General features: G+C 69.5%; 10 protein-coding genes and 1 pseudogene. 6 read left to right on the top strand and 5 right to left on the bottom strand.

Annotated features, from left to right (window positions below; all coding sequences use genetic code 11):
* Nucleotides 1-393 precede the first annotated feature (393 nt).
* On the top strand, nt 394-1,455 hold the full coding sequence (locus OHB00_RS42270; protein ID WP_406443078.1) for a hypothetical protein: 1,062 nt from the start codon (nt 394-396) through the stop codon (nt 1,453-1,455).
* The gene (locus tag OHB00_RS42265) at nt 1,448-4,117 is read left to right on the top strand and encodes a lectin (protein ID WP_406443076.1); all 2,670 of its coding nucleotides are present in this window, start codon (nt 1,448-1,450) and stop codon (nt 4,115-4,117) included. Before OHB00_RS42270 ends, OHB00_RS42265 begins: the two co-directional genes overlap by 8 nt.
* 268 nt (nt 4,118-4,385) lie before the next feature.
* On the opposite strand, the pseudogene OHB00_RS42260 reads toward OHB00_RS42265, so the two are convergent.
* Nucleotides 4,386-4,655 (bottom strand): annotated as a pseudogene (locus OHB00_RS42260) (helicase-related protein); the annotation flags it as partial.
* Nucleotides 4,656-5,201: 546 nt separating this feature from the next.
* Between OHB00_RS42260 and OHB00_RS42255 the strand changes: the two are divergent.
* Both OHB00_RS42255 and OHB00_RS42250 read left to right on the top strand, forming a co-directional pair.
* Nucleotides 5,202-7,052, top strand: coding sequence for a DUF262 domain-containing protein (locus OHB00_RS42255; protein WP_406443074.1), 1,851 nt, complete (start codon nt 5,202-5,204; stop codon nt 7,050-7,052).
* A gap of 219 nt (nt 7,053-7,271) precedes the next feature.
* Nucleotides 7,272-7,844: a COX15/CtaA family protein gene (locus OHB00_RS42250; protein ID WP_406443072.1), complete on the top strand. Its 573-nt coding sequence runs from the start codon at nt 7,272-7,274 to the stop codon at nt 7,842-7,844.
* Here the strand turns inward: OHB00_RS42250 and OHB00_RS42245 are convergent.
* The 4 genes from OHB00_RS42245 to OHB00_RS42230 form a co-directional block, all read right to left on the bottom strand.
* Nucleotides 7,831-9,083, bottom strand: a protein-coding gene (locus OHB00_RS42245) for an IS3 family transposase (protein WP_406443070.1) whose coding sequence is annotated in 2 segments (ribosomal slippage) — nt 7,831-8,801 and nt 8,801-9,083 — 1,254 coding nt in all. Because the reading frame shifts where the segments join, the coding sequence is not laid out codon by codon here. The genes OHB00_RS42250 and OHB00_RS42245 overlap by 14 nt on opposite strands.
* A gap of 10 nt (nt 9,084-9,093) precedes the next feature.
* The gene (locus OHB00_RS42240; protein ID WP_406443068.1) at nt 9,094-10,080 is read right to left on the bottom strand and encodes a hypothetical protein; all 987 of its coding nucleotides are present in this window, start codon (nt 10,078-10,080) and stop codon (nt 9,094-9,096) included.
* Nucleotides 10,077-13,202, bottom strand: a complete 3,126-nt coding sequence (locus OHB00_RS42235) for a helicase-related protein (RefSeq protein ID WP_406443066.1) — start codon at nt 13,200-13,202, stop codon at nt 10,077-10,079. Before OHB00_RS42235 ends, OHB00_RS42240 begins: the two co-directional genes overlap by 4 nt.
* A gap of 39 nt (nt 13,203-13,241) precedes the next feature.
* On the bottom strand, nt 13,242-15,677 hold the full coding sequence (locus OHB00_RS42230) for a sigma-70 family RNA polymerase sigma factor (RefSeq protein ID WP_406446214.1): 2,436 nt from the start codon (nt 15,675-15,677) through the stop codon (nt 13,242-13,244).
* 542 nt (nt 15,678-16,219) lie between these two features.
* Here OHB00_RS42230 and OHB00_RS42225 point away from each other — a divergent pair.
* Together OHB00_RS42225 and OHB00_RS42220 are read left to right on the top strand one after the other, a co-directional pair.
* Nucleotides 16,220-16,447 (top strand): hypothetical protein, encoded by a 228-nt coding sequence (locus OHB00_RS42225; protein WP_406443064.1) that lies wholly within the window; start codon nt 16,220-16,222, stop codon nt 16,445-16,447.
* A gap of 182 nt (nt 16,448-16,629) precedes the next feature.
* Complete coding sequence (locus tag OHB00_RS42220; protein ID WP_406443062.1) at nt 16,630-22,929, top strand: protein kinase domain-containing protein; 6,300 nt, start codon at nt 16,630-16,632, stop codon at nt 22,927-22,929.
* Nucleotides 22,930-22,940 lie beyond the last annotated feature (11 nt).

Here is a 22,940-nt window from a genome sequence, read left to right as displayed (position 1 = left end):
TACCGCCCCGTCAGCAGGCTGATCCGCTTGCCGGACCTGACGGTGCGCATCTCGTCCGACGACGCGTTGACGACGGTGACCGTCGTCAACAACCCCCCGTGCCGCCCCTGCGTGGTGACGGCCAGTGAGCCCGACGCCGCCTGGGCGGACGCGGCCGGAACGACCAGCGGCGTCGGCACGGCCATGCCGGCGAAAGCGAGCGGCATCCGTCACACAGTCAGCGACCCCCCTCCAGCCCCCCCGGAGCCAGCCCTTCGAAAACCTTCTCGACTACCCCTTCGTCTAAGGGGTTCAGGATCGCGACGGCAAGTTGTTACCGAGTCGTAGCGGATGTCCATCCAGCTCCTCTAAGCTCTGCGCGTCCCGAGCACCACGAAAGGATCTGGCATGCTCATGATCCGCAGAAGAATCCAGGCCGTGTTTCTGACGGCCTCGGCCCTGCTGCTCGGTGCGGTGGCGATGCCCGCCGCGCACGCCGACGATGTCGGCGGGCAGACGCTGGCCGGGGTCTCCGGCACGGGCATCCACAACACGTACGACGACAAGTCCACGTACACCTACCTGGCCAACGCCCTGGACACCGGCACCTCCCTGGTCGAACTCGACACCTGGCACAACGTGTCCAACGGCAAGTGGGACGTGAGCCACAGCAACCCGCTGGGCAGTGACAACAACTGCGTGCAGGCGAGCACGGCCGCCGACCTCTACACCGGTGACCGCAACCAGAACCTCGACAGTTGCCTCGACGACATCCGGATCTGGCTCCAGGCTCACCCCACGAGCCACCCGGTCATGGTCAAGATCGAGATGAAGAACGGGTTCTACAGCACCCTCGGTATGACGCCGACCACGTTCGACAGCTACGTCAAGACGCACCTCGGCAGCGTCCTCTACACGCCCGCCGACCTGCTCACCAAGAGCGACGGCTCGCAGTACGCGGATCTCGACACCGCCGCGAAGGCGAACAACTGGGCGAGCTACGGCTCACTCGCCGGCCGGGCGATCGTGGAGATCATCCCCGGCACCTTCGAGCAGGCCGTCAGCCCCGCCTCCTCGTGGTCGGACGTGGTCTACGCCCAGCACCTCAAGGACCTCGCCGCCGCGGGGAACATCAGCCAGGCGGCGGTCTTCCCGAGCGTCCTCGGCGCCCAGGCCGTCGACCCGCGCACCCGCTACAGCGACACCACGCTGCGCCCCTGGTTCGTGGTGTTCGACGCGGACGCGGGCGCCTGGGTCGGCGACGGCAACACCGAGTGGTACAACACCAACCACTATCTGACGGTCGTCACCGACGCCTATGACGTCTCGCCCGCGCTGAGTTCCTCCGCGCCGTCGCTGGCCGACGCCCAGGCCCGGGTCACCCTGCTCGCCGCCGACGGGGCCTCGTACATCTCCTCGGACTGGATCACCGCCCCGGCCGACGGCGTCCTCAGCGACGTACTGCTCCGTGGCTGACGCCCGCCGCCCGCGGGCGCTCCTGCGTGTCCTCACCACGGGTGCCGCGGCCCTCGCGCTCGCCGTGTCCGGCCAACTGGCCGGCGCGGCGGGGGCGGTGGCCGCGACCGCCCCCGTGTCTCTGGTCAACCCGTACATCGGCACCGGCGGCAACGGCGACTTCAGCGCCGGGAACGCCTTCCCTGGCGCCGACGCGCCGCACGGCATGCTCCAGTGGTCGCCCGACACCTCGTCACGCCCCAAGGGCGGCGGCTACAACTACTCCGACTCGGCCGTCTCGGGCTTCAGCCTCACTCATGTCTCCGGCGTCGGCTGCGACGCAGCCGGGGACCTGCCGATCCTGCCCGTGGTCGGTTCGCTCGGCTCGGACCCCGCCTCGACGACCGAGTCCTTCGCGCACTCCGACGAGACGGCCTCGCCCGGCTCCTACTCCGTCAGCCTGGGCAACAGCACCAGCGTCGCGCTGACCACCAGCACGCGTGCAGGCGTCGGCCAGTTCACCTTCCCGTCCTCCACCCAGGCGAGCCTGCTCCTCAAGGTGCAGGACACCCAGACGCCGTACGCCTCCTCGACGCTCGGCCTGTCCGGCGGCGACACGGTGACCGGGTCGATCACCAGCACCGGCTTCTGCGAGGACACCACCCCGATCACGCTCTACTACGCGATCACCTTCGACCACCCGTTCACCGCCACCGGCACCTTCACCGGCGGCGAGTACCTGACGTTCGACACCACGAGCAGCAGGACGGTCGAGGCCCGGGTCGGCATCTCCTACACCTCGGTGGCGGAGGCCGCGGCCAACCGGGACGCCGAGGTGACCGGGAAGACCTTCGCGGCCGTCAAGGCGGCGGCGTCGTCGGCGTGGAGCGCCGAGCTGTCAAAGATCGCCGTCACCGGAGGCACCCCGGACCAGCAGAACGTCTTCTACACCGCGCTCTACCACGCCTCGCTCTTCCCCGCCGTCATCAGCGACGCGGACGGCTCCTACCGGGGCTTCGACGGCGCGGTGCACACGGTGGGCAGCGGTCACTCGGCGAAGTACGCCGACTTCTCCACCTGGGACACCTACCGCTCACAGGCCCAACTCACCGCACTGCTCGACCCATCGGCCGCGTCCGACATGGCGCAGTCGGTCGTCGACGACTACCAGCAGGGCGGCACGCTCACCAAGTGGGGCATGGAGACCGCCGAGACGCACATCATGGTCGGCGACTCCGCCGTACCGCTGCTCGCCGGCTACCACGCCTTCGGCGCACGGAACTTCGACACGTCGACGGCCCTGTCCGCCATGGTCAGGGAACAGACGACCAACACGGACGTCACACCCGGCGTGACCTACCTGGACTCCTTCGGCTACCTACCCACCAACTCGCTCTACGGCTGCTGCCACGAGTACGCCACGACGTCCACCCAACTCGAGTACGACACCGACGACTTCGCGATCTCGGCGTTCGCGGGCGCGCTCGGTGACACCGCCACGCAGAAGAAGTTCCAGGACCGGGCGCAGGACTGGGAAAACATCTACAACTCGTCCTCCGGCTACATCCAGCCCCAGCACTCCAACGGCCGCTGGATGGACGGCTTCAACGCCAAGCTGATCACCGGCACCTCGTCCAACGACTTCGCCGAGGGCGACGCCTTCACCTACACCCCGATGATCCCCTTCAACCTCGCCAAGCTGGCGTCCCTGGAGGGCGGCACCTCGTCCCTGGCGTCGTACCTGGACGGCGTGCTCGGCGGCTTCCAGGGCCTGGGCAGCGTCATCGGCACCCAGTCCAACATGGGCAACGAGCCCAGCATCGGGCTTCCCTGGGAGTACGACTGGGTGGGGGAACCGTACAAGACGCAGTCCACCGTGCGGGCGGTCCAGGACCAGCTGTGGACCAACACAGCGGGCGGGCTGCCCGGCAACGACGACCTCGGCGAGATGAGCGCCTGGTACGTGTGGTCCGCCCTCGGCCTCTACCCGGAGATCCCGGGCACCGCCGACCTGGCCATCGGCAGCCCGATGTTCACCTCGGCGGTGGTCACGACCGGCGCACACACGCTCACGGTCAACGCCCCAGCGGCAGCAGACGGTTCGCCGTATGTCCAGTCGCTGAGCCTCAACGGCGGCTCCTGGAACAAGGCGTACGTACCGGCCTCGTACCTCAGCAGCTCCGCAGAGCTGGACTTCACCCTCTCCTCGTCCGCCAACACCTCCTGGGCCGCAGCCGGTTCCGCCGCTCCGCCGTCCTACGACGGCACCCCGGGCACCGGAGTGGCGCAGCCCAGCGGCACGCTCACCGAGACCGCCTCCGGCAAGTGTGTCGACGACGCCGGCGCGGGCACCTCGAACGGCACCGCCATCCAGATCTACACCTGCAACGGCACCAGCGCGCAGACCTGGAAGGTCGTCCCGGACGGCACCCTCCAGGTGCTCAACGACTGCATGGACGTGACAGACGGCGCGACCACCTCCGGCGCGAAGGTCCAACTGCACACCTGCAACGGCACCCAGGCCGAGCAGTGGCAGGCGAACCCGTCCGGCGAGATCGTCAACCCGGCCTCCGGCCTCTGCCTCACCGAGGCGAGCAACGGTGCCACCGACAAGACCCAGCTGACCATCGCCACCTGCACGGGCAGCGTCGGCCAGCGCTGGACGGTTCCGTCGTCCGGGTGACGCATGTTGAAGAAGTGCCAAAGAAACAACCGCCGTGGTGTCAGCGGTTCCGGCGTTGTGCTGCGATGGCCGACGTCGGAACCCAGGGGTCTGTCGTTCTCGGACGTTCTCCTGGATAGCCGAACCAGATATGTCAGTAAATGCTGTGACCTGGGACAATGCTCCGCGGTGTCCGGCGGTCCGACGACGCTGATGGCCAGGCCGCCGGGCTTCAGCACGGTCAGCCACTTCTCCAGGTTCGCCCCGCCCACGGAGTCCAACACCAGGGGACGGCCGAGGTCAGGATCAGCGCCCGGAACCGGGGCTCGTGCTTCTGCCCGTAGCGGTCGATACGGCCGTTGCGCTGCTCGATGCGTATCAGCGACCACGGGATGTCGTAGTGGATCAGGTGGTGGCACTGGCGGTGCAGGTTGACGCCCTCGGAGGCGACGTCGCCGGTGAACAGCAGCCGAACCGGGCTGTCGGCCAGGCCGAACGCCTCCAGGACCTTGGCCTGTTCGTCGTCGCTGAGGCCGCCGTGCATGACGGTGACGGCCTTCGTCGTGCCGTCGGCCGCGACCAGGACGAACTCGGACACGCCGACGGCTTCGATCCGCTCCCCGTCGTGGTCGGTCGTGGTGGTGTTGCGGACCAGCCACTCCTCGTCCCGGACGAGGATCTGCGCCCCCGGCGGGAACCTGGTCCCGTCCTCAGTCGCCCCCTGGTCGTTCACCTGCGGCCCCTTTTGAGACGGAAGGCTTGATGACCTTCACGGCGGCCTGGTGACCGGCCGCGGACTCGCCGAGGAACACCTTCCCCGTGCCGCCGGCCCCGATCCGGCAGACGAGGGCAAAACCCCCGACCTCCTTCGGGTCCTCGTCCCTCAGTGGTTCCACGGTGCTGTGCCTTCCCCATGTGGCCTGTACACGCCGCTGCGGACGACAGCCGACCTGGACCGGAATCGGTGTGGGCAAGGCCCGGGTTTCACCCCGCCGTCCGCTTGTGCCCTCTGCTGTCTTGCCACCCGATTTCATGGATCACGCCAGCCGACCGTGGTGGTGATCGCTACGGTGTTAACCGCAGAGCGAAGAGGGGACTTCGATCCATGAGAGCAGACACTGTCGACCTCCGTCGGATCTTCGGCAGGGACATCCGTTACACCGTGCCGCTGTTCCAGAGGCCGTACGTGTGGAACCGGGACGACAACTGGTCAGCTCTGTGGGAGGACATTCGCCGCACCGTCGAGCGTACCGAGCAGGCGGCCCCGACCGGCGATACGGTGGCTCCGCATTTTCTCGGCGCGGTTGTCTTCGACGAGACACCGTACCTTTCGTCAAGTCTGGAGACACGGCAGGTCATTGACGGCCAGCAGCGTCTCACAACTCTGCAGTTGTTCCTGTTCGCTGCCCGCCTGTCGGCGGCGGCTCTCAACCACGAACGGTCCGTGCGGCTGCTGAGCAAGTTCCTGGAGAACGACGAGGACCTGTTCGACCGCGTCCAGCACCCCGACCACCTGTACAAGGTGTGGCCGACCAACGCGGACCGTGACGAGTTCCGCACCGTCATGCTCGGACAGGGCGGGACAGGGCGGTTCGCCGAAGCCGTCACCTACTTCCAGCAGGAGATCGATGCTTGGCTGGCAGAAGCCGCCGAGCCCGAGGAGCGGCTGGGGACGCTGGTACAGACCTTACGCGAACAGCTGCGCCTGGTCATCATCGACCTGGAAAAGCATGACGACGCCCAGGTCGTCTTCGAGACGCTGAACAGCCGCGGTACACCGCTGGAGCACGCGGATCTGATCAAGAACCTTCTGTTCCGTGACGCGGAACGCACCGGCGCGGACATCGACCGGCTCTACAAAACGTACTGGGCGCCCTTCGACCAGGCCGAATGGCGCACCGAACAGACGACTGGCCGCATCACGCGAAGCCGCCTCGACGTGTTCCTGACGTATTGGCTCACGATGCGAACACAGCGGGAGTTCACCGCCTCCGCCCTGTTCAAGGAGTTCGAGCGCTGGCTGCTCTCGACCGCCGTCCCTACGGAGGACGTCTTCGCCGAACTGGCGCGATACGCCGAGATCTACGACCTGATCGACGATTACCCACAGCACGGCGTCGAGGGCCGGTTCCTGTACCGGATGAAGGTCCTTCAGACCTCCACTCCGATGCCCCTGCTTCTTCTCCTCTACGGCCTGGACGAGTCCGTACTGACACCGCAGCGTCGTCGACGGGCGATCCGCGCCATCGACAGCTACCTCGTTCGCCGCGCGCTGCTCAATCTCAGCAACCGCGACCACAACAACGTCTTCCGTGACCTGGTCGCAGCTGCGGCCCGGCAGCCCCACCGCGCGGACGAAGCCGTCATCAAGGCCCTCTCGGCCATGCAGGGAGCTCACCGTCATTGGCCGAGCGACCATGAGTTCCGTGCCTCGTTGGAACAGGACCCCATCTACACCCGCCTGTACCGCCGCGGTGTGCGCATCCTCCTGGAAGCGCTGGAGGACGAACTGCGCACCGACCACACCGAACAGCTCGTAGTCCCCCTCGGCGAGCAGGCCGGCGCGAAGTTGACCATCGAGCACGTCATGCCGCAGAGCTGGCGCGACAACTGGCCGCCCCTCGCAGACGATCCGTCAGAAGGGTCCGACCGCGACGAGCTGGTCCATACCCTCGGCAACCTGACCCTGGTCACCGCTCGCCTGAACCCCACCTTGGGGAACATGGCCTGGGAGGACAAGCGGCAATGGCTCAGCCAGCACAGCCTGCTGCGCCTCACTCACGGCACCCTGCTCAGCGCGCCGCCGAACGCTGACATCAGCGACTGGACCGCCACCTGGGACGAGCACCGGATCCGCGCACGTGGTTGCTACCTTGGCTCGCTGTCCTTGAACATCTGGCCGCAAGCCGACGACCTACTCGCAGCGCCGTTGTCCGCCGACCGCGATGACAAGTAAGAGCCCGCGCAGATAGGTGTGACAGGTACCCAGGCAGCGAGGTGGGCACAGGTCTCCGTGATCACGGAGTGCACTTGGCCGCCGGCTACGACTCGGACACGAACCGCACCGAACTCACCGCCCGCAACCTGCACACTCGTATCGCGCACAAGGGAGTGACCGAGGCGGCACTGAGTTCCAACCTCGGGTGAGAGGGTGCAACTCGCTATACCTAGACTGATGGACATGCTCAGTGCCTGGCGAGGTGCCGCTGTCTCGTTCCGTCCGAGCCGGAATAGCGTGGAGAGGGCCGCACTCTTCTCGGTTCTCTCCAGCGTGGTGATTGTGGTGGCAGGAGGTGCCGTCCGGCTGAGCAGTTCGGGACTCGGCTGCCCCACCTGGCCCAAGTGCACCGACGCAAGCCTGACGCCGACGCCGGCAATGGGCGTCCACGGCGAGATCGAGTTCGCCAACCGGACACTGATCTATCTGCTTTGCGCGGCGGTGGGCTGGCTCATCGTCGCATCGACCAGACAGCGCGACCGCCGTCCAGGGCTGATTGTGCTGGCTTGGGTGCAGTTCGCGCTCGTGGTCGCTGAGGCGGTGCTGGGAGGCATGTCCGTGCTCACCGGACTGAACCCCTTCATGGTGGCTGCCCACTTCGTACTAGCGATGGTCTTCATCGTGGTGACGGTGGCCGCTTGGGAACGTAGCCGCGAGGGCGACGGTGTGCCCCGGCTACTGGTCCCCCGGGCGATCCGGTACCTCAGCGTGAACCGCCCCGGGTTCGGTAGAGATCTCAGATTGTGGTGATGACCTGGGGTTTCGCGAGTTCGGTGTAGTAATTGGCTTCGTATTCGACGGGCGGGATGTGCCCTATCTCACCGTGAAGTCGGCGGTGGTTGTACCAGTCGATCCACTCGGCGGTGGCGAGCTCGACCTGGGAGAGCGTCTTCCAGGGCCGCTGGGGCTTGATCAGCTCGGTTTTGAACAGGCCGATCGTGGACTCCATCAGGGCGTTGTCGTACGCGTCACCGACGGATCCGATGCTCGCCGCGATGCCGGCGGCGTCCAGGTGCTTGGCGAGGCGGTAGCTCGTGTACTGCGACCCGGCGTCCGAATGATGTATCAACTCGCCCGGCTGGATGGGGCGTTGGTCGCGGTCGCGCTGCCAGATGGCCATCTCCAGGGCGTCCAGCACGAACACCGTCTCCTTCACCGTGGCCGCGGACCAGCCCACGATCCGGCGCGAGAAGGTGTCCACGACGAACGCGACGTAGACGACGCCGGCGAAGGTCTTCACGTGCGTGAAGTCGGCTACCCAGCAGCGGTTCGGGGCGCTGGCGACGAAGTCGCGGTCGACAAGGTCGGGGGCCCGCTCAGCCTGCCCGCCGGGGATCGTGGTGATGACGCGTTTCCCGCGCACCGCTCCCTGGATACCGAGCTCGCGCATCAGGCGCTCGACGGTGCAGCGGGCCACCGCATGCCCCTGCCGGTTCAGCTCGCGCCAGATCTTCCGGGCTCCGTAGACACGGTAGTTGGACGTGTAGACCTCCTGGATCCTCTCCTTGAGCTCCTCGTCGCGCACGGAACGGGCAGAGGGAGTGTCGAGGCGTTTCCTGTGGGCGTAGTACGTGGAAGGGGCGATCTTGCAGTCGTGTGCGGTGAGCGTCCTGCAGATCGGCTCGACCCCGCCGAAGCGGTCCCGGTGCTCGTCGATGAACGCTACGAGCGCGTGTGTGGCCGGTCGAGCTCGGCCGCGAAGAAACTCGCCGCGGCCTTCAGGATCTCGTTCGCCCGCTTCAGCTCGGCGTTCTCCTTCTTCAATGCCTTGAGCTGGGCGGACTCCTCCGTCGTCGTCCCCGGACGCTGCCCCGTGTCGATCTCGTGCTGCTTCACCCAGTTCCGCAGCGTCTCGCGGGAGCCGATGTCGAGCTTGTCCGCGACCGCCTGCAGGGCGGCCGTCTCGTTCGGGTAGTCGTCGCGCACTTCGGCGACCATGCGCACCGCACGACGGCGCAGCTCAAGCGGGTAACGGGAGGGTCGTGCCATGACTCAATCCTTACATGGAATCGAGCCTCCACCCGACCCGGGGCGGTTCAGTACCGGTCCCGGTGGAGGTCGCGGAGGAGACGGGCCGGCCCGTCTCCTCCGCGAGGAGGGCGTCGAGGAGTTGGTCGTCGGCGCCGGTGTCCTCCTGGATCATCGAGCGGAAGACCCCGGCCCGCGGCGAGTCAGCCCCTCTGCACAGCGACACCCACAGATCGTGCCCGCGCACCCGCGCGGCGAGCGCCTCGTCGGTGACGGCCGGTGCGTCGGTCTCGGGGATGTCGAGCGCCGAATACACGATCGGGTAGTACAGGTTTCCCGCGGTGCGCTGCACCACCTGCACCGGCTTCTCGCACTCCACGGCCTCGCTCGCCCGCTGCCAGGGGTTGCGTCCTGAGCAGTGCATGCCGTGCGTACCGAGGATGTCGAGCAGGTCCCGGGCCGCTCCGCAGCCCTTCGCGGTGCAGGCCACGGAGAGCGCTTCGAGTCCTGAGGCGCGTTCGGAGACCAGGAAGCGCAGCTTGTCGCGGTCGCCGCACTGCCGGCGCTCGCCCGCGTCCTGCCGGGAGTGGGCCCAGAACCACCAGTCGACGTCGCTGAGGTGTCCGGCCTGACAGATCTGCACGAATCGCATGGGCGCGAGTGCCCGCCCCGGCGAGCAGGACGGGCAGCGCGGCGGATGCCCGGGCTTCTCGTCCGCGATGCGCCACCTGGTCATGCGCCGGCAGGAGCCGCAGAAGAGCCAGGACGGGAAGCGGATGTACGGCGCCCCGGGCGCGTCCGGTGTGTCGAACCGGTCGTTGGCCGTCGCCGGGGCGGCGTAGAAACCGGTCACCCCGAGCCGGGAGGCCAGCCGGGGCGAGTCGACCCGCTGCCTGCCGCGACCCGGCCAGTCGCCGATTCCGGTCGCGACGAACGACTCGCCCTGGATGTCGAAGACGGCTCCGACCCCGAAGGGCACCACCGTCTGGGACTGGCGTACCCGCAGTGTGCGGCTCACAGGTCGGCTCCCTTCACCATCACCTGGCACTCCCGGTCGACGTTGCGCATCGAGTTGGGTGTCTCCCAGAGCCCGTATCTCTGCTCGAAACTCTTGATGAGGTTGGACTGGCCTTTGCCCTGACTGCGGTAGTACAGCTCGCGGCCGTCCTTGCGTGCTGTGCGCGCTGCTTCCTCCCACTCGGCGAGGAGGTCCGACAGTTCCTTGCGGACGGCGTCGCCCGCTGCGGGTTCGCAGGCCTCGGCGCGCGCCGCCAGTTCCGCCACGAGGGCCTCCGCGTCGGGCAGGTGGTGCAGGATCGCCCCCGCCTGGTTCTCCGCGGCGAGGCCGAGGCGGTGCCGGACGAGAATGACGAGAGCGGCGTGCAGGGCGCGGCGCCGCGAGGGTACGGACCACGGAGTGACACTGGTCGGTTCGACATGCCGGTACAGCGAGCGGTGGTACACGTCGAAGGTCTCGTAGTGCGAACGGTCCCGCGGCCTGGTGGCGTTGAAGAAGGTGACGACGAGGCCGGGCACGGCATGCCGGCCGACACGGCTGGTGGCCTGGATGTACTCGGCCGTCGTCTTTGGCTGTCCCTGCATGAGCATCAGTGCCAGCCGCTTCACGTCGACGCCGACGGACAGCATGTTGGTGCAGGGCAGGAAGGACACCGACTCCGGATCGCCCCACGGCCTCTCCAGCCGGTCGAGCAGGACGGGTTGTTCCGCACGCGGCAGGTTGCTGGTCAGCTCCTGTACTTGGTGATCCGCCAACTTTCTCGTCCCCGTACCGGAATCAAGTCCGGCGAGCTGGGCGGGAATGTCATCGGCCGCGGCGGTGACGGTCCGGCCGAGTTCGCGCAGGCTGTGGTGGTAGGCGACGAGCGTCCAGTAGGCGTCCCGGTGTTCCTCGGGCAGCTCCCACGCGCCCTGCAGCAGGGCGGCGGCCACGGCGACGGCGGCGCGGCCCGCCGTGTGTCCCTGGGCCATGACGCCGAGGTAGCGGCGGCCGGGCCGGGAGGTGTCCGGTTCCGCGAAGTACGAGTGGCGGGCGTCGAGCCCGGCGGGCGGGAAGAGCTGGACGCCACCGCCGTAGAGGGCGCGGATCTGTTCCCCTGAGCGGCGGATGGTGGCTGTCGACGCCACGACCTTGGGTCCGATGCCGTCGGCCCTGGTGCACAGCCCCAGCACGGCGGACTCGTACAAGCCGACGGTGGTACCGAGGGGGCCGGTGAGCAGGTGCAGCTCGTCCTGGATGACGAGGGACGGCGGCAGCTGCGTGCCGCCCGCCGCGAAGAGCCGTCCGGCGCGGGGTTCCCATGCCAGTCGGGCGAACTTGTCGACGGTGCCCAGGACGAACGTGGGCGGCCGGTCGTACAGGTGCTCGTCCACCACGGCGACGGGCAACTCGTCGTGGAAGACGCACTCCTCGCGCGGGCAGAAGAAGGCGAAGGAATCCGCTCCGGCGCGCACGCCGTAGTCACCGATGTCGGGTGACTTGTGGGCGGGCAGGATGCGGGTGCCGCACCAGGGGCAGCGGTCGAGGATGAACACGTCGTCGGGTCGGGCGGCGGCGCGCACGTCGTCGAAGGCCGCACGGGCTCGTTCGTACGTGTTCGGGGTGGTCGTCTCGCCCACCCACAGGCCGATCGAGAAGGGCTCCTCACCGTAGACGGCAGGGTCCGCCCGGCGGAGGGTTTCGAGGGCGCAGACGGTGGTGGCCGCGCGCTGGAACTGTTGCGTGGTGAGCAGGCTCAGGGTGTAGCGGCTGAGGACCGCTGTGCCGCCGCCGTCGGGTTCGCGTCTGCGCAGTGCCATGTTGAAGGCCGCGAGCAACAGGTACGCCTCGGTCTTGCCGCCGCCGGTCGGGAACCAGATCAAGTCGGTGACGGTCCGGTCCCGGTGCCGGGGGTCGGCCACTCCGTCCAGGGCCAGCAGGAAGAACGCCAGCTGGAAGGGGCGCCAGGCGGCGTCCGGAGCCGGTGCCGGGTCCGGGGGTACGGCGTCGCGGCGGGACCGGCGCGTTCCCGCCAGATCCGGGGCGGAGTGGCGCATCTGAAGCGCCATGACGTGGTTGGCGGTGCGGAAGGCACGCAGCAGTTCGGGCCGGGACGGATCGCAGAGGGTGCGCACGCCGGACTCGATGCGGGTGACGGCGGCGGCGATACGGTCCAGGACGCGGTCTGCGGCCGCGCGTCCCCACTCAGGGATGTCAGCGTTCAACTGCCCCACGTACCAGGCCCGGTAGTCGGCAGCGAACTCCCAGAGTTCCTCACGAAGTTGATCGACAGAGACGGCAGCGTCGGCAAGGTGTCCGAGGTTCAGCACCGGGGTGCCGCTGAGTCCCGCTGCCCGTACACCGGTGACTTCCGCCTCCGGCATGACGGCCGCGCGCAGCGTCGTGACCTGCTCTTCCGCGTCGTCGTACCGCTCCTCTACCGCGCAGCCGTGTCCGACGGCGTGGGTGCGCACGTGCCGGTACTGCAAGCGCAGTTCCTGCTCCTCCGGGTCGCGGCTGGCGAGACGGACACTCGGGTACTGGAGCACCCTGCCGTCCACGGGCCGTACCTCCAGCTCCACTTGGAACAGCATGCGGTCCCACTGGGCGGCCTTGCCGAGGGCCGGCTCGTGCCGGGCCGCGTTGACCAGCGCCACGGTCACCAGCTGACCGGTTCCGAACGTGCGCCGCCTGACGCGGAGTTCGGCACGCGCGTCAAGGACGGTGACCTCGACGCGGTCAGGGCCGAGGGTGTGCGTCTCGGCCGGCAGCGGGATGCGCTGCCAGCTCCGGCCTCGTTCGCTCGTACCGGAGCGGGTCTCGTAGCGGGCACCGGAACAGCGGATTTCCACGGTGGTGGCGTCGGTGTAGAAGCTGAGGCCGAGCGAGGAGGGCAGCCAGGAATTCACCTCCGGAACCGGGTCGGTGGCGGGAGCGGTGTCCTCGGCCGCCCGCTCCGTGCCGGCACCGTCCGGTTCCTCGGCGGCCAGGTCCAACTGGCGCCGCAGATCGGCGTCCTGGGGATACAGGGTGCCCATCAGGTACTGCCGGTCCGGCGGGGCGTCGAGCGTCTCCTCGGCGCCCCCCGCCGGGCCGACGAGCTGTCTGTGCAGGTAGGCGACGAGTTCCTGTCTGGGGTCCATGCTGTTCCTTCAGAGGTACGGGGATGTGGGGCGCGCGCTTCAGGTCCGGCGCCAGCGGTCCCGGAACGTGGTGCGGGCGGTGTCGGCTGCCTGCGCCGCGGCCAGCTGTTGCTCCAGTTCGTTGATGCGGGCCCAGGCGTTGTGCTCGCTCTGGGCGATGCGCTGGGCGGCCTGCTGCTCGACGTTCTCCGCGTGCCGGCGGGCCGCCTCGACGGCCTGGTTCCGCCCGGCGAGTGCGGCCTCCGCCTGCCGAAGTGCGGCCTCGAGGTCGGAGATACGGGTCTCGGCTCCTTCGCGGTACTCCCGCAGACGGCGATCCGCCTCCCCGGCCCGTTTTCGGTGGAAGTCCGCGTCCTGGGTGGCGGCCCGGGCGGACGCCTCCGCCTCTTCCACCTGGCGGACGAGTCCCTGCCGCACCTCGTGCTGTTCCTGTTTCAGCAGCGCGATCCGCGCTCCGGCCTCGGCCCGCAGAAACCGCTCGCGGCGAGCCACTGTTCTGTCCATCCGCCGCAGCAGGGCGTCCTCAAGGGCGTCGAGCTGCCGCTCGGTGTCCGCCGCCACGGCGGCGGCACGTGCCTCGACGGCCTGCCGCGCCCGGCGCTCCTCGCCGAGGCGCTCCTCGTGTTCGAGCCGCACACGCTCCAGCTCGGCCTCGTGCTCACGGCGGAGTCCGATGACGAGCTGCCCGTCGGCAGTGCTTCCCTGCCCCTCTTCCTGGACGGCACCGGGCTGCGTTCTCTCGTTCCTGTCCTCAGCGGACAGCCCTGCGTCCGCTGCCGGGGAACCTCCTGTGACGTCCACGACCGCAGCGTGTCCTGGCACGTGGTGGCTCTCCTCGCGCTCAGCGGGGAGTGCGTCACGGCAGGAGACCGTCTCGACACGGCCCGCCTCGTCGGCCGGGCCGGGTGCAGACGACGGCGCATCGCCCGGCGCCCCCTCCGGGATCGCGGGTTCACGGTCCGAGGCACCCGCGGACGCGCCGCCCGAGTGCGCACCGGACGCAGGCGGTGGTTCCTCGGTCTCCCGTCGGTTCGGGAGGCCCGCAGCGAGTTCCCGCAGGGCGTCACGCACAGCGAGCCGGGACTCCGTGTTCACCAGCGGCTTCCTGGCCAGGTATGCCGAGGGGGTCAGCCCGACCAGTGCCTCGCACGGCCGCTCGAAGAAGTCCTCGGGCCGAAGCCGGGCCCTTCTCAGCGTGTCGAAGACGCGCTGCAGGACTTCCAGAGCAGCGAGCACCTGGCGGTCCGGCATCCTGCGCTCCCGCGCGGCGCGTACGACGTCCGCTGTGGCCCGGGGACCGAGGATCACCGTCAGCTGCGCCTGCCCCAACGCCACCAGCGCGTACCGGGCCAGCCAGTCGATGCCGCCCTCGAACCTCGCCCCCAGCCGCAAGGCCGTCTCCCAATCCGCGGTGGGCGACACCGACTCGACTGGGCCGGGCTGCTCGGACTGCTCGGACTGGTCGGGCTGCTCGGACTGGTCGGGATCTTCCCGCTCGGCGTCCCCGACGGCCGCGGTCGGAGGCGGGGGTTCCATGGCTCCGTCGGACGTGTCCGTCCCCGTACCCCTCTGGCTGTCCTCCACCGCCGCGGCCGCCTCCTCGTCGTTCCCGTACGACGGCTCGTCGGCCTGGGGTGCGCTGTCGTCGGCTCGGGACGACGACTCGTCCACCGCGGCGACAGGCTGCGGCTGGCCAAGGGCACGTCGTTTCATCGGCCGGGCCTGCTTTCCGTCCTCCGTGGCATCCTGCGCAGTCCCGCCCTCGTTCGCGCCGAAGACCCCGACCGTCCTCAGGCGCGCCCTGAACACCGGGAGGGCCTTGCTCTCCACCTGCCGGATGCGCTCGCGGGTCACGCCGAACTCCCGCCCCAGCTCATCGAGCGTCGAGGGCTCATCGCCGTCGAGGCTCAGGCGACGGACCAGGACCCGGGCGTCGCGCTCGGGGAAGGTGTCCACCACCGCCATGACGTCTTCCATCAGGAGTGCGCTCACCACACCTTGCTCCACCGACGGCAGAGCCTGGCGCTCCCCGACGAAGTCGCCGAGGGTGGCGCCGTCGCCGATGACCCGGTCGAGCGAATCGGTGCGCCGGCTCAGCTTTCGGATCTCCGCCACCTTCGGCACGCTCAGGTCACAGAGAACCGCCACGTCGACGACCCCGGCAGGCCGACCCTGCGCGGCGAGCGTGCGTTCCGCAGCCGCCACCTTGCGCATCTGCTCGTGCATATGGACCGGGACGCGGATGAGGGCGCCCTCGTCCGCGATGGCCCGGCCGATCTGCTGCCGCACCCACCAGGTCGCGTACGTCGAGAACTTGTTGCCCATCGTCGGGTCGAACTTGCGGGCCGCCCGCATCAGTCCGAGCACCCCTACCTGGAACAGGTCTTCGTAGTCCAGCCCCTGCTCCAGGTAGGAACGGACGAGCGAGTGCACCAGCCGCAGGTTGTGCAGGACGAGGCAGTCCCGGGCCCGGATCCTGAGGTCGCCGGGCGGCAGCGCGCACAGTTCCGCCTCCTCGGGCTCCTGTGCGACGCGGTCCGTCCCCCCCCCACGAGTACGGCCAGCCCGACCTCGGCCTCCGCGCTGAGGAGGCGGTTCTCGGGCCGCGGCTGAACGCGGTCCACGCGCAGTACGGACATGGCGGCCGCCACGGCGTCGGCGAATTCCCCGGTTTCCGGCAGGGCCTCCTGCTCCGCCGCCCCCGGCCCACTTCCCGCCGCCCCCGGTTCGCCCTCCGGCAACGACGAGAGCACCTCCGCTGTGGGCTCTTCGGCCGGGGTTTCGGCATCCCTCACCCTTGCCTCGGACCGAAGCTCGTCCGCTTCACGTGCGGTCAGCCCGGCCAGCCGGATCACTCCGTCGAGCGTCTGGGACGTCACATATCCGTCGGCGTCCGCGTAGCGCATCAGGAGCGCTCGCACCCGCCCGACACGGGCCGACACATTTTCTTCACGGAATCTTGCAACCTTTTCCGCATCTGGCGAGTCCGCGTCTACATGCACACGTGCGTCACGGACATGCAGCCCCAGTCGGGCCAGCTCGCTTCGCAGCCGGTCCTGCTCGACCTGACCGAGCCCCAGCGGGCGCACGTGCTGCGCGAAGGCCGACTCCGGCACGACGCCGTCCACGGCCGCATGCCTCAATCGAGCCAGCAGCTCCCCGATCGCGACCTTCAAGCCGGGCCCGCCCGCCCCACCGGCGACTCGATCCTGCACGCCACCCACCCCCCGTTCGCTTCACGGTGAGATTAAGGCTGTCGTGTTGACGATGTCAACGGATGAATGCTCTGTGCAACGCAAAGCGATTCGTGTACTGTGACGGCTGTCTCACTGTCCGTTCTGACACGATGGGCCGTGCGGCAGCAAACCAGGGGGCGCGTTCCGTTCCGGAACCGCGAGAACGCGAGCAGTAGGCAGAGGAGCGGCAGGTGAGCCACGAGCTCGTCGACGGCAGATTCCGCATCGGGCGCGTCATCGGCAGGGGCAACATGGGGGAGGTCCACCGGGCCGAGGACCTGCGCGCTCCCGAGGGCTCGCCCGAGCGCACCGTCGCAGTGAAGACGATCCTGCGTCGCCGCACCGGAGGCCGGATAGACACCGGCGGCGACACCAAGGCCGTGGAGCGCTTCGCCCGCGAAGTGAACATCATGCGCCTGCTGGAGCACCCCAACCTCACCCGGCTCGTCGCGGGCGGCATCGCCACGGACTGCGACGACCTGCCGTATCTCGCCATGGAGTACCTGGACGGCGAGTCGCTGCGCGACCTCATCGAGGAGGAGTCACAGCTCCCGGTCGTCTGGGCCGCCGCCATCGGCGCCCAGATCGCCGCCGGCCTCGCCGCCGCGCACGCGAAGGGCGTGGTCCACCGGGACCTGAAGCCCGCCAACGTCATGCTCACGCGGGGCGGCACGGTCAAGGTGCTCGACTTCGGCATGGGCAGCATCGTCGACGACCCGGACCAGACCCGCCTGACCAGCACCGGTGTCAGCGTGGGCACCGCCCGCTACATGGCCCCTGAGCAGTGCCAGGCCAAGCAGGTGACCCAGGCCGCCGACCTGTACGCGCTGGGCTGTGTGCTGTACGAGATGCTGGTCGGCGTTCCTCCGTTCACGAGCGAGTCGGCGTACGAGCTCGCCGAGCGCCATGTCCACCAGGAGCCCAGCCCCGTCCGCGCGATCCGCGGTGACGTCCCCGCCGAACTCGCCCGCCTCGTCGACCGGCTGCTGGCCAAGGACCCGGCGAACCGCCCCGCCGACGCCGTGACCGTACGGGACGTCCTGCTTCCCCTCACCGTATCGACGGACGAGACCTGCCTCGTCCCCTCGTGGAGCGAGCAGGACCCGACGCTCTCCCTGCGCGAGGGCGCACCGGCCCCGGTGACCGTCCCGCTGAAGCAGCCCGCCCCGGTGACCGGCTCCGGCGCCGGCATGGAAGTCTTCGGGGTCCACCAGAATCTGATCCGCGACTACCGCTCCTTCACCGAGGGCGGCACCGTCATCCGCGACGAACGCATCAAGGCCTACGTCGAGAAGGACCTGGACGACAAGTCCCAGTGGCCGAACCCCTGGCTGTCGCTCAACCCTTTCTTCCAGGGCGGCGGCACGGTGGTCGAGCTCGCCCAGCAGAAGGTGCTGCACCCCGAGTGCGCCCGCATCTTCCAGGCCAAGAAGACCGAGGGCGGCACCGTCTGCGACGGTAGGCCGCTGCTCCTGCACCGGCACCAGCGCGACGCCATCGACGCCGCCGCCTCCGGGGCGTCGTACGTCCTGACGACCGGCACCGGCTCCGGCAAGTCGCTCTCCTACATCGTCCCGATCGTCAACAAGGTGCTGCACGAGCGCGACGAGGAGGGCTCGGACGCACCGAAGCGCGTGCGGGCGATCATCGTGTATCCGATGAACGCGCTCGCCAACAGCCAGTTGCGGGAACTGGAGAAGTACCTCCGTGACGGCTACGGCGCGGGCCGCGAGCCGGTCACCTTCGCCCGCTACACCGGCCAGGAGGACGACGAGAAACGCAAGGAGATCCGCGACAACCCGCCGGACATCCTGCTCACCAACTACGTGATGCTGGAGCTGATGCTGACCCGCCCGGCCGACCGGGCGAGCCTCATCAGGATGGCGCGTGGCCTGGAGTTCCTCGTCTTCGACGAACTGCACACCTACCGCGGCCGCCAGGGCGCCGACGTCGCCCTGCTGATCCGCCGGGTCCGCGAGGCCTGCCAGGCGGAGAACCTGCAGTGCATCGGTACGTCGGCCACCATGTCGACCGAGGGCACGCTGGAGGACCAGCGTCAGGTGGTCGCCGGTGTGGCGAGCACGCTGTTCGGCACCACGGTCCGCCCCGAACACGTCATCGGCGAGACGCTGGTCCGTGCGACGGGCGAGGCGCCCGACATCGTACCGGCCGAGCGCCTGACCTCTCCCGCCCCGCGCGCCTACGACGACCTGGCGCGCGACCCGCTGGCCCGCTGGATCGAGGACCGCTTCGGCCTCGTCGCGGACGACGCCACGGGCCGCCTGGTACGCCGGCCGCCGACCCAGATCGAGGTCGCGGCACGCGAGCTGCACGAGATGTCGGGCGTCGACGAGGAGAGGTGCGCGAAGGCGATCCGAGCCACCCTGGAGGCCGGCTCGCAGGCGCTCAACCCGCGCAACGAACGGCCGCTGTTCGCGTTCCGCCTGCACCAGTTCCTCTCCAAGGGCGACACCGTCTACGTCACCCTGGAGGACAAGTCCTCCCGTCACCTGACCCGCTCCTACCAGCTCGAACAGCCCGGCAGCGGCGGCAAGTTGCTGATGCCGCTGGCCTTCTGCCGGGAGTGCGGCCAGGAGTACCTGACCGTGTGGCGCACGGAGAAGGACGGCGAGGTCCGCTACGAGGCGCGCCGCGACACCTCGGCGACCGGCAGCCGTCAGGGTGACGGCTACCTCTACGTCGACCACGAGCGCGAGTGGCCGTCCAACGTGCAGTACGCGGTGGACGACCGTCGAATGCCCGAATCCTGGCTGGAGTTGGACGACAAGGGCCAGGAGGTCGTCAAGCGCGCCTACCGCGACCGGGTGCCGAGGGCCGTCACCGTCGACACGTTCGGATGCGAGGGCCAGGGCGAGCTGAAGGCCGCGTTCATCCCGTCGCCGTTCCTGTTCTGCCTGCACTGCGGTGTGGCGTACGAGCAGACGCGCGGCCGGGACTTCGCCAAGCTGGCGACACTGGACCAGGAGGGCCGCTCCTCCGCGACCTCGCTGGTGTCGGCGTCGATCGTCCGTTCGCTGAAGTCGGTGCCGGAAGAAGCCCTCGACCCGAGGGCGCGCAAGCTCCTCACCTTCGTCGACAACCGGCAGGACGCCTCCCTCCAGGCGGGCCACTTCAACGACTTCGTGCAGATCACCCAGCTGCGCGGGGCCCTGTACCGGGCGGCCCTGGACGCCGGCGACGACGGCCTGCACCACGAGGAACTGGCCTCGGAGGTGACCAACGCGCTCGCCATCGCCCCCGCCGACTACACCGGCGAGACCGAGCTGCCGCCGTCGCTGGCCCGCAACGCGGCCCGCACGCTGCGGGACGTGATCGCCTTCCGGCTCTACCTGGACCTGGAGCGCGGCTGGCGCATCACCATGCCCAACCTGGAACAGACGGGCCTGCTGGAGATCGACTACGAGGACCTGGACTGGGTCGCCGCCAAACAGGACCGCTGGGAGGGCACGCACCAGGCGCTGCGGGACGCCGACCCGGCACTGCGGGCCGAGGTCATGAAGGCCCTGCTGGACGACATGCGCCGCTCCCTCGCCATCGACGTGTCGTACTTCCGCGACGACGCCTTCGACTCCCTCCAGCGCGCCAGCGAGGAGCGGCTGGTCGACCCGTGGGTGCTGTCCTCCGCCGACAAGCCCCGGGTCGGCACCGCCTACCCGCACCCCTCCAGTCGGGGCACGGACCGTTCGAGCCTGTTCCTGTCGGCGCGGGGCAGGTTCGGCAAGTTCCTGCGGCGCACCGACCGTACCTTCCGCGATCTGGACCAGGACGACCTACAGCTGATCATCGCGGAGCTGCTGAAGGTGCTGACCAAAGCGGGCCTGGTCAAGGAGGTGGAAGTCGCCCCGCAGCGCGCCGGTCGTTACCGCAGGGCGTCTTCCGCGGCCATGGCCGGCTACCGGGTGGCCGCCCAGTCGCTGGTGTGGCGCGCCGGCAAGGGCGAGTCGGGTGCGCACGACCCGCTGACCCGCACCTACCAGAGCGGCGACGGCCCGCGCATCAACACGTTCTTCCTCAAGCTGTACCGGGAGACCGCCGACGCCCTGTCCGGCCTGTACGCCCGCGAGCACACCGCCCAGGTGTCCCCGGAAGACCGCGAGGCGCGCGAGGAAGCCTTCCGCAAGGCGGAGCTGAAGCTCCTGTACTGCTCTCCCACGATGGAGCTCGGCGTCGACATCTCCGAGCTCAACGCCGTGATGATGCGCAACGTGCCGCCCACGCCCGCCAACTACGCTCAGCGTTCGGGCCGCGCGGGCCGCAGCGGCCAGCCCGCGCTGGTGACGACGTACTGCGCGACGGGCAACAGCCACGACCAGTACTACTTCCGCCAGCCCTGGCGCATGGTGGCGGGCGCGGTGGCCCCGCCCCGTCTGGACCTGGCCAACGAGGACCTGGTCCTCTCCCACCTCCAGGGCATCTGGATCGCCGAGGCCGGCCTGCGCCTGGGCCGCTCCATCCCGGACGTGCTCGACGTGTCGTACCCGGATTCCGGCGACCGCCCGGACCCGGCCCTGCACCTGCTCCCGGACATCCGGGACGCGGCCCACGACGACGGTGCCCAGCGGCGCACGGTCAACGCGGCACTGCGCGTCCTCGGCCCGCTGTTCAGGGACTTCGCGGACACCACCTGGTGGCACGACGACTGGATCGACGACAAGGTCCGCACCGTCGCCGAGCGCTTCGACCGCGCCTTCGACCGCTGGCGCAGCCTGTTCCGGGCCGCCCTGGACGACCAGTACGTCCAGAACAAGCGCCGCCTCGACTACAGCCTCACCGAAGGCGACCGCAACCGCGCCAACGCCCGCCGCCGCGAAGCCGAGACCCAGCTCAACCTCCTCATGAACGAGAGCGTCGACAGCAAGTCGGTCCTCTCCGACTTCAACCCCTACCGCTACCTGGCCTCCGAGGGCTTCCTGCCCGGCTACAGCTTCCCGCGCCTGCCGCTCGCCGCGTACATCCCGACGATCGGCCGCCGCCGCGGCGACGGCGACTACCTCCAGCGCCCCCGCTTCCTCGCCATCCGCGAGTTCGGCCCCGGCTCACTGATCTACCACGAGGGCGCCCGCTACCAGGTCACCCGCATCCAGCTGCCCCCGGACTCCTCCGGCGAGCTGACCACGGGCGAAGCCCGCCGCTGCGCGAACTGCGGCTACCACCACGAGCCCAAGGAACGCGAGGACCGCTGCGGCTTCTGCAACGAGCCCCTCGGCGCCGCGACCTACGGCCTGCTGCACCTGCACACCGTCTACACCACCCGCCGCGAGCGGATCTCCTCGGACGAGGAGGAACGGCGCCGGGCCGGCTTCCGGCTGGAGACCTCGTACCGCTTCCACGACCACGGCATCCGCAAGGGCCGCCTCAACGCGACGATTGCCGCCCCGGACGGTCAGCTGGCGCAGGTCACCTACGGCGACTCCGCGACCGTCCGCATCACCAACACCGGCCGGGTGCGCGCCCGTACGGACGAGCCGCCGGGCTACTGGCTGGACCTGGCCGACGGCCGCTGGATGAAGGACAAGGACGCGGCCGAAGCCGTGGGCGACTTCAGCGAGTTGCCGCCGGTCGACGAGGACGGCAACGAACGGCGCCGCAAGAAGCGCGTCATCCCGTTCGTGGAGGACCGCCGCAACATCCTCGTCGTCACCCTCGACGAGGCGCTGCCGGAGCCGATCGCGCTCACGCTCATGTACGCGCTGGAGCGCGGCATCGAGGCCGCCTTCGAGCTGGAGGACGCCGAACTGTCCAGCGAGCTGCTGCCGCCGGACGACGGCCCCAGGCGCCGCATCCTCTTCATGGAGGCGGCGGAGGGCGGCGCCGGCGTGCTGCGCCGCCTCCAGGCCGAGGACGACGCCCTCGCCAAGGCGGCCGGCCGCGCCCTGGAGATCTGCCACTTCTCGGCGGACGGCAAGGACGAGGGCGGCGAGGAACACCGCCCGGGACGGGCCTGTGCGCGCGGCTGCTACGAGTGCCTCCTCACCTACGGCAACCAGCTCGACCACGCCCAGATCGACCGGCACACGGTGGCGGCGCTGCTGGTGCGGTTCGCGTCGGCGACGGCGGAGCGGGAGTCGCGGGGTGAGTCCCGGTCGGAGCAGTACCGGCGGCTGCTGGCCGAATCCCCGGCGGCCGGGGGCGCCGCTCCCACGGCCGTCGAGGCGTCGGCGTCCGAACTGGCCGCGCAGGGCGACTTCCTGGGCTGGGCAAGGGCACGCGGCCTGCGGCTTCCCGACGAGAAGGACGTCTTCCTGACCGACGCGAACGCGGCACCGGACTTCGTCTACCGGCTCCCGGGCGCCAACGTCGCGGTGTTCGTCGACGGCCCCGGCACCGAGGCGAGCGCGTTGCGGGACGCCGACGCCGAGGAGCGACTGTTCGACGCCACCTGGGACGTGGTCCGCTTCCCGCACGGCGGCGACTGGGACGCCATCGCCGCCGCCAACACCCGCTACTTCGGCTCCCCGGCCGCCCACTAGTCACCCACCCA

It is taken from the genome of Streptomyces sp. NBC_00631 (assembly GCF_045206895.1).
Lineage (GTDB): Bacteria > Actinomycetota > Actinomycetes > Streptomycetales > Streptomycetaceae > Streptomyces.
The sequence above is the reverse complement of the archived record's forward strand: the minus strand, read 5'-3'. Positions and strand labels throughout refer to the sequence as shown.

Bases quoted from the DNA above. Each gene is read 5' to 3' on its own strand.
- OHB00_RS42250 (WP_406443072.1), top strand. From the start codon at position 7,272: ATGGACATGCTCAGTGCCTGGCGAGGTGCCGCTGTCTCGTTCCGTCCG.
- OHB00_RS42255 (WP_406443074.1), top strand. From the start codon at position 5,202: ATGAGAGCAGACACTGTCGACCTCCGTCGGATCTTCGGCAGGGACATC.
- OHB00_RS42225 (WP_406443064.1), top strand. From the start codon at position 16,220: ATGCAGCCCCAGTCGGGCCAGCTCGCTTCGCAGCCGGTCCTGCTCGAC.
- OHB00_RS42270 (WP_406443078.1), top strand. From the start codon at position 394: ATGATCCGCAGAAGAATCCAGGCCGTGTTTCTGACGGCCTCGGCCCTG.
- OHB00_RS42235 (WP_406443066.1), bottom strand. From the start codon at position 13,202: ATGGACCCCAGACAGGAACTCGTCGCCTACCTGCACAGACAGCTCGTC.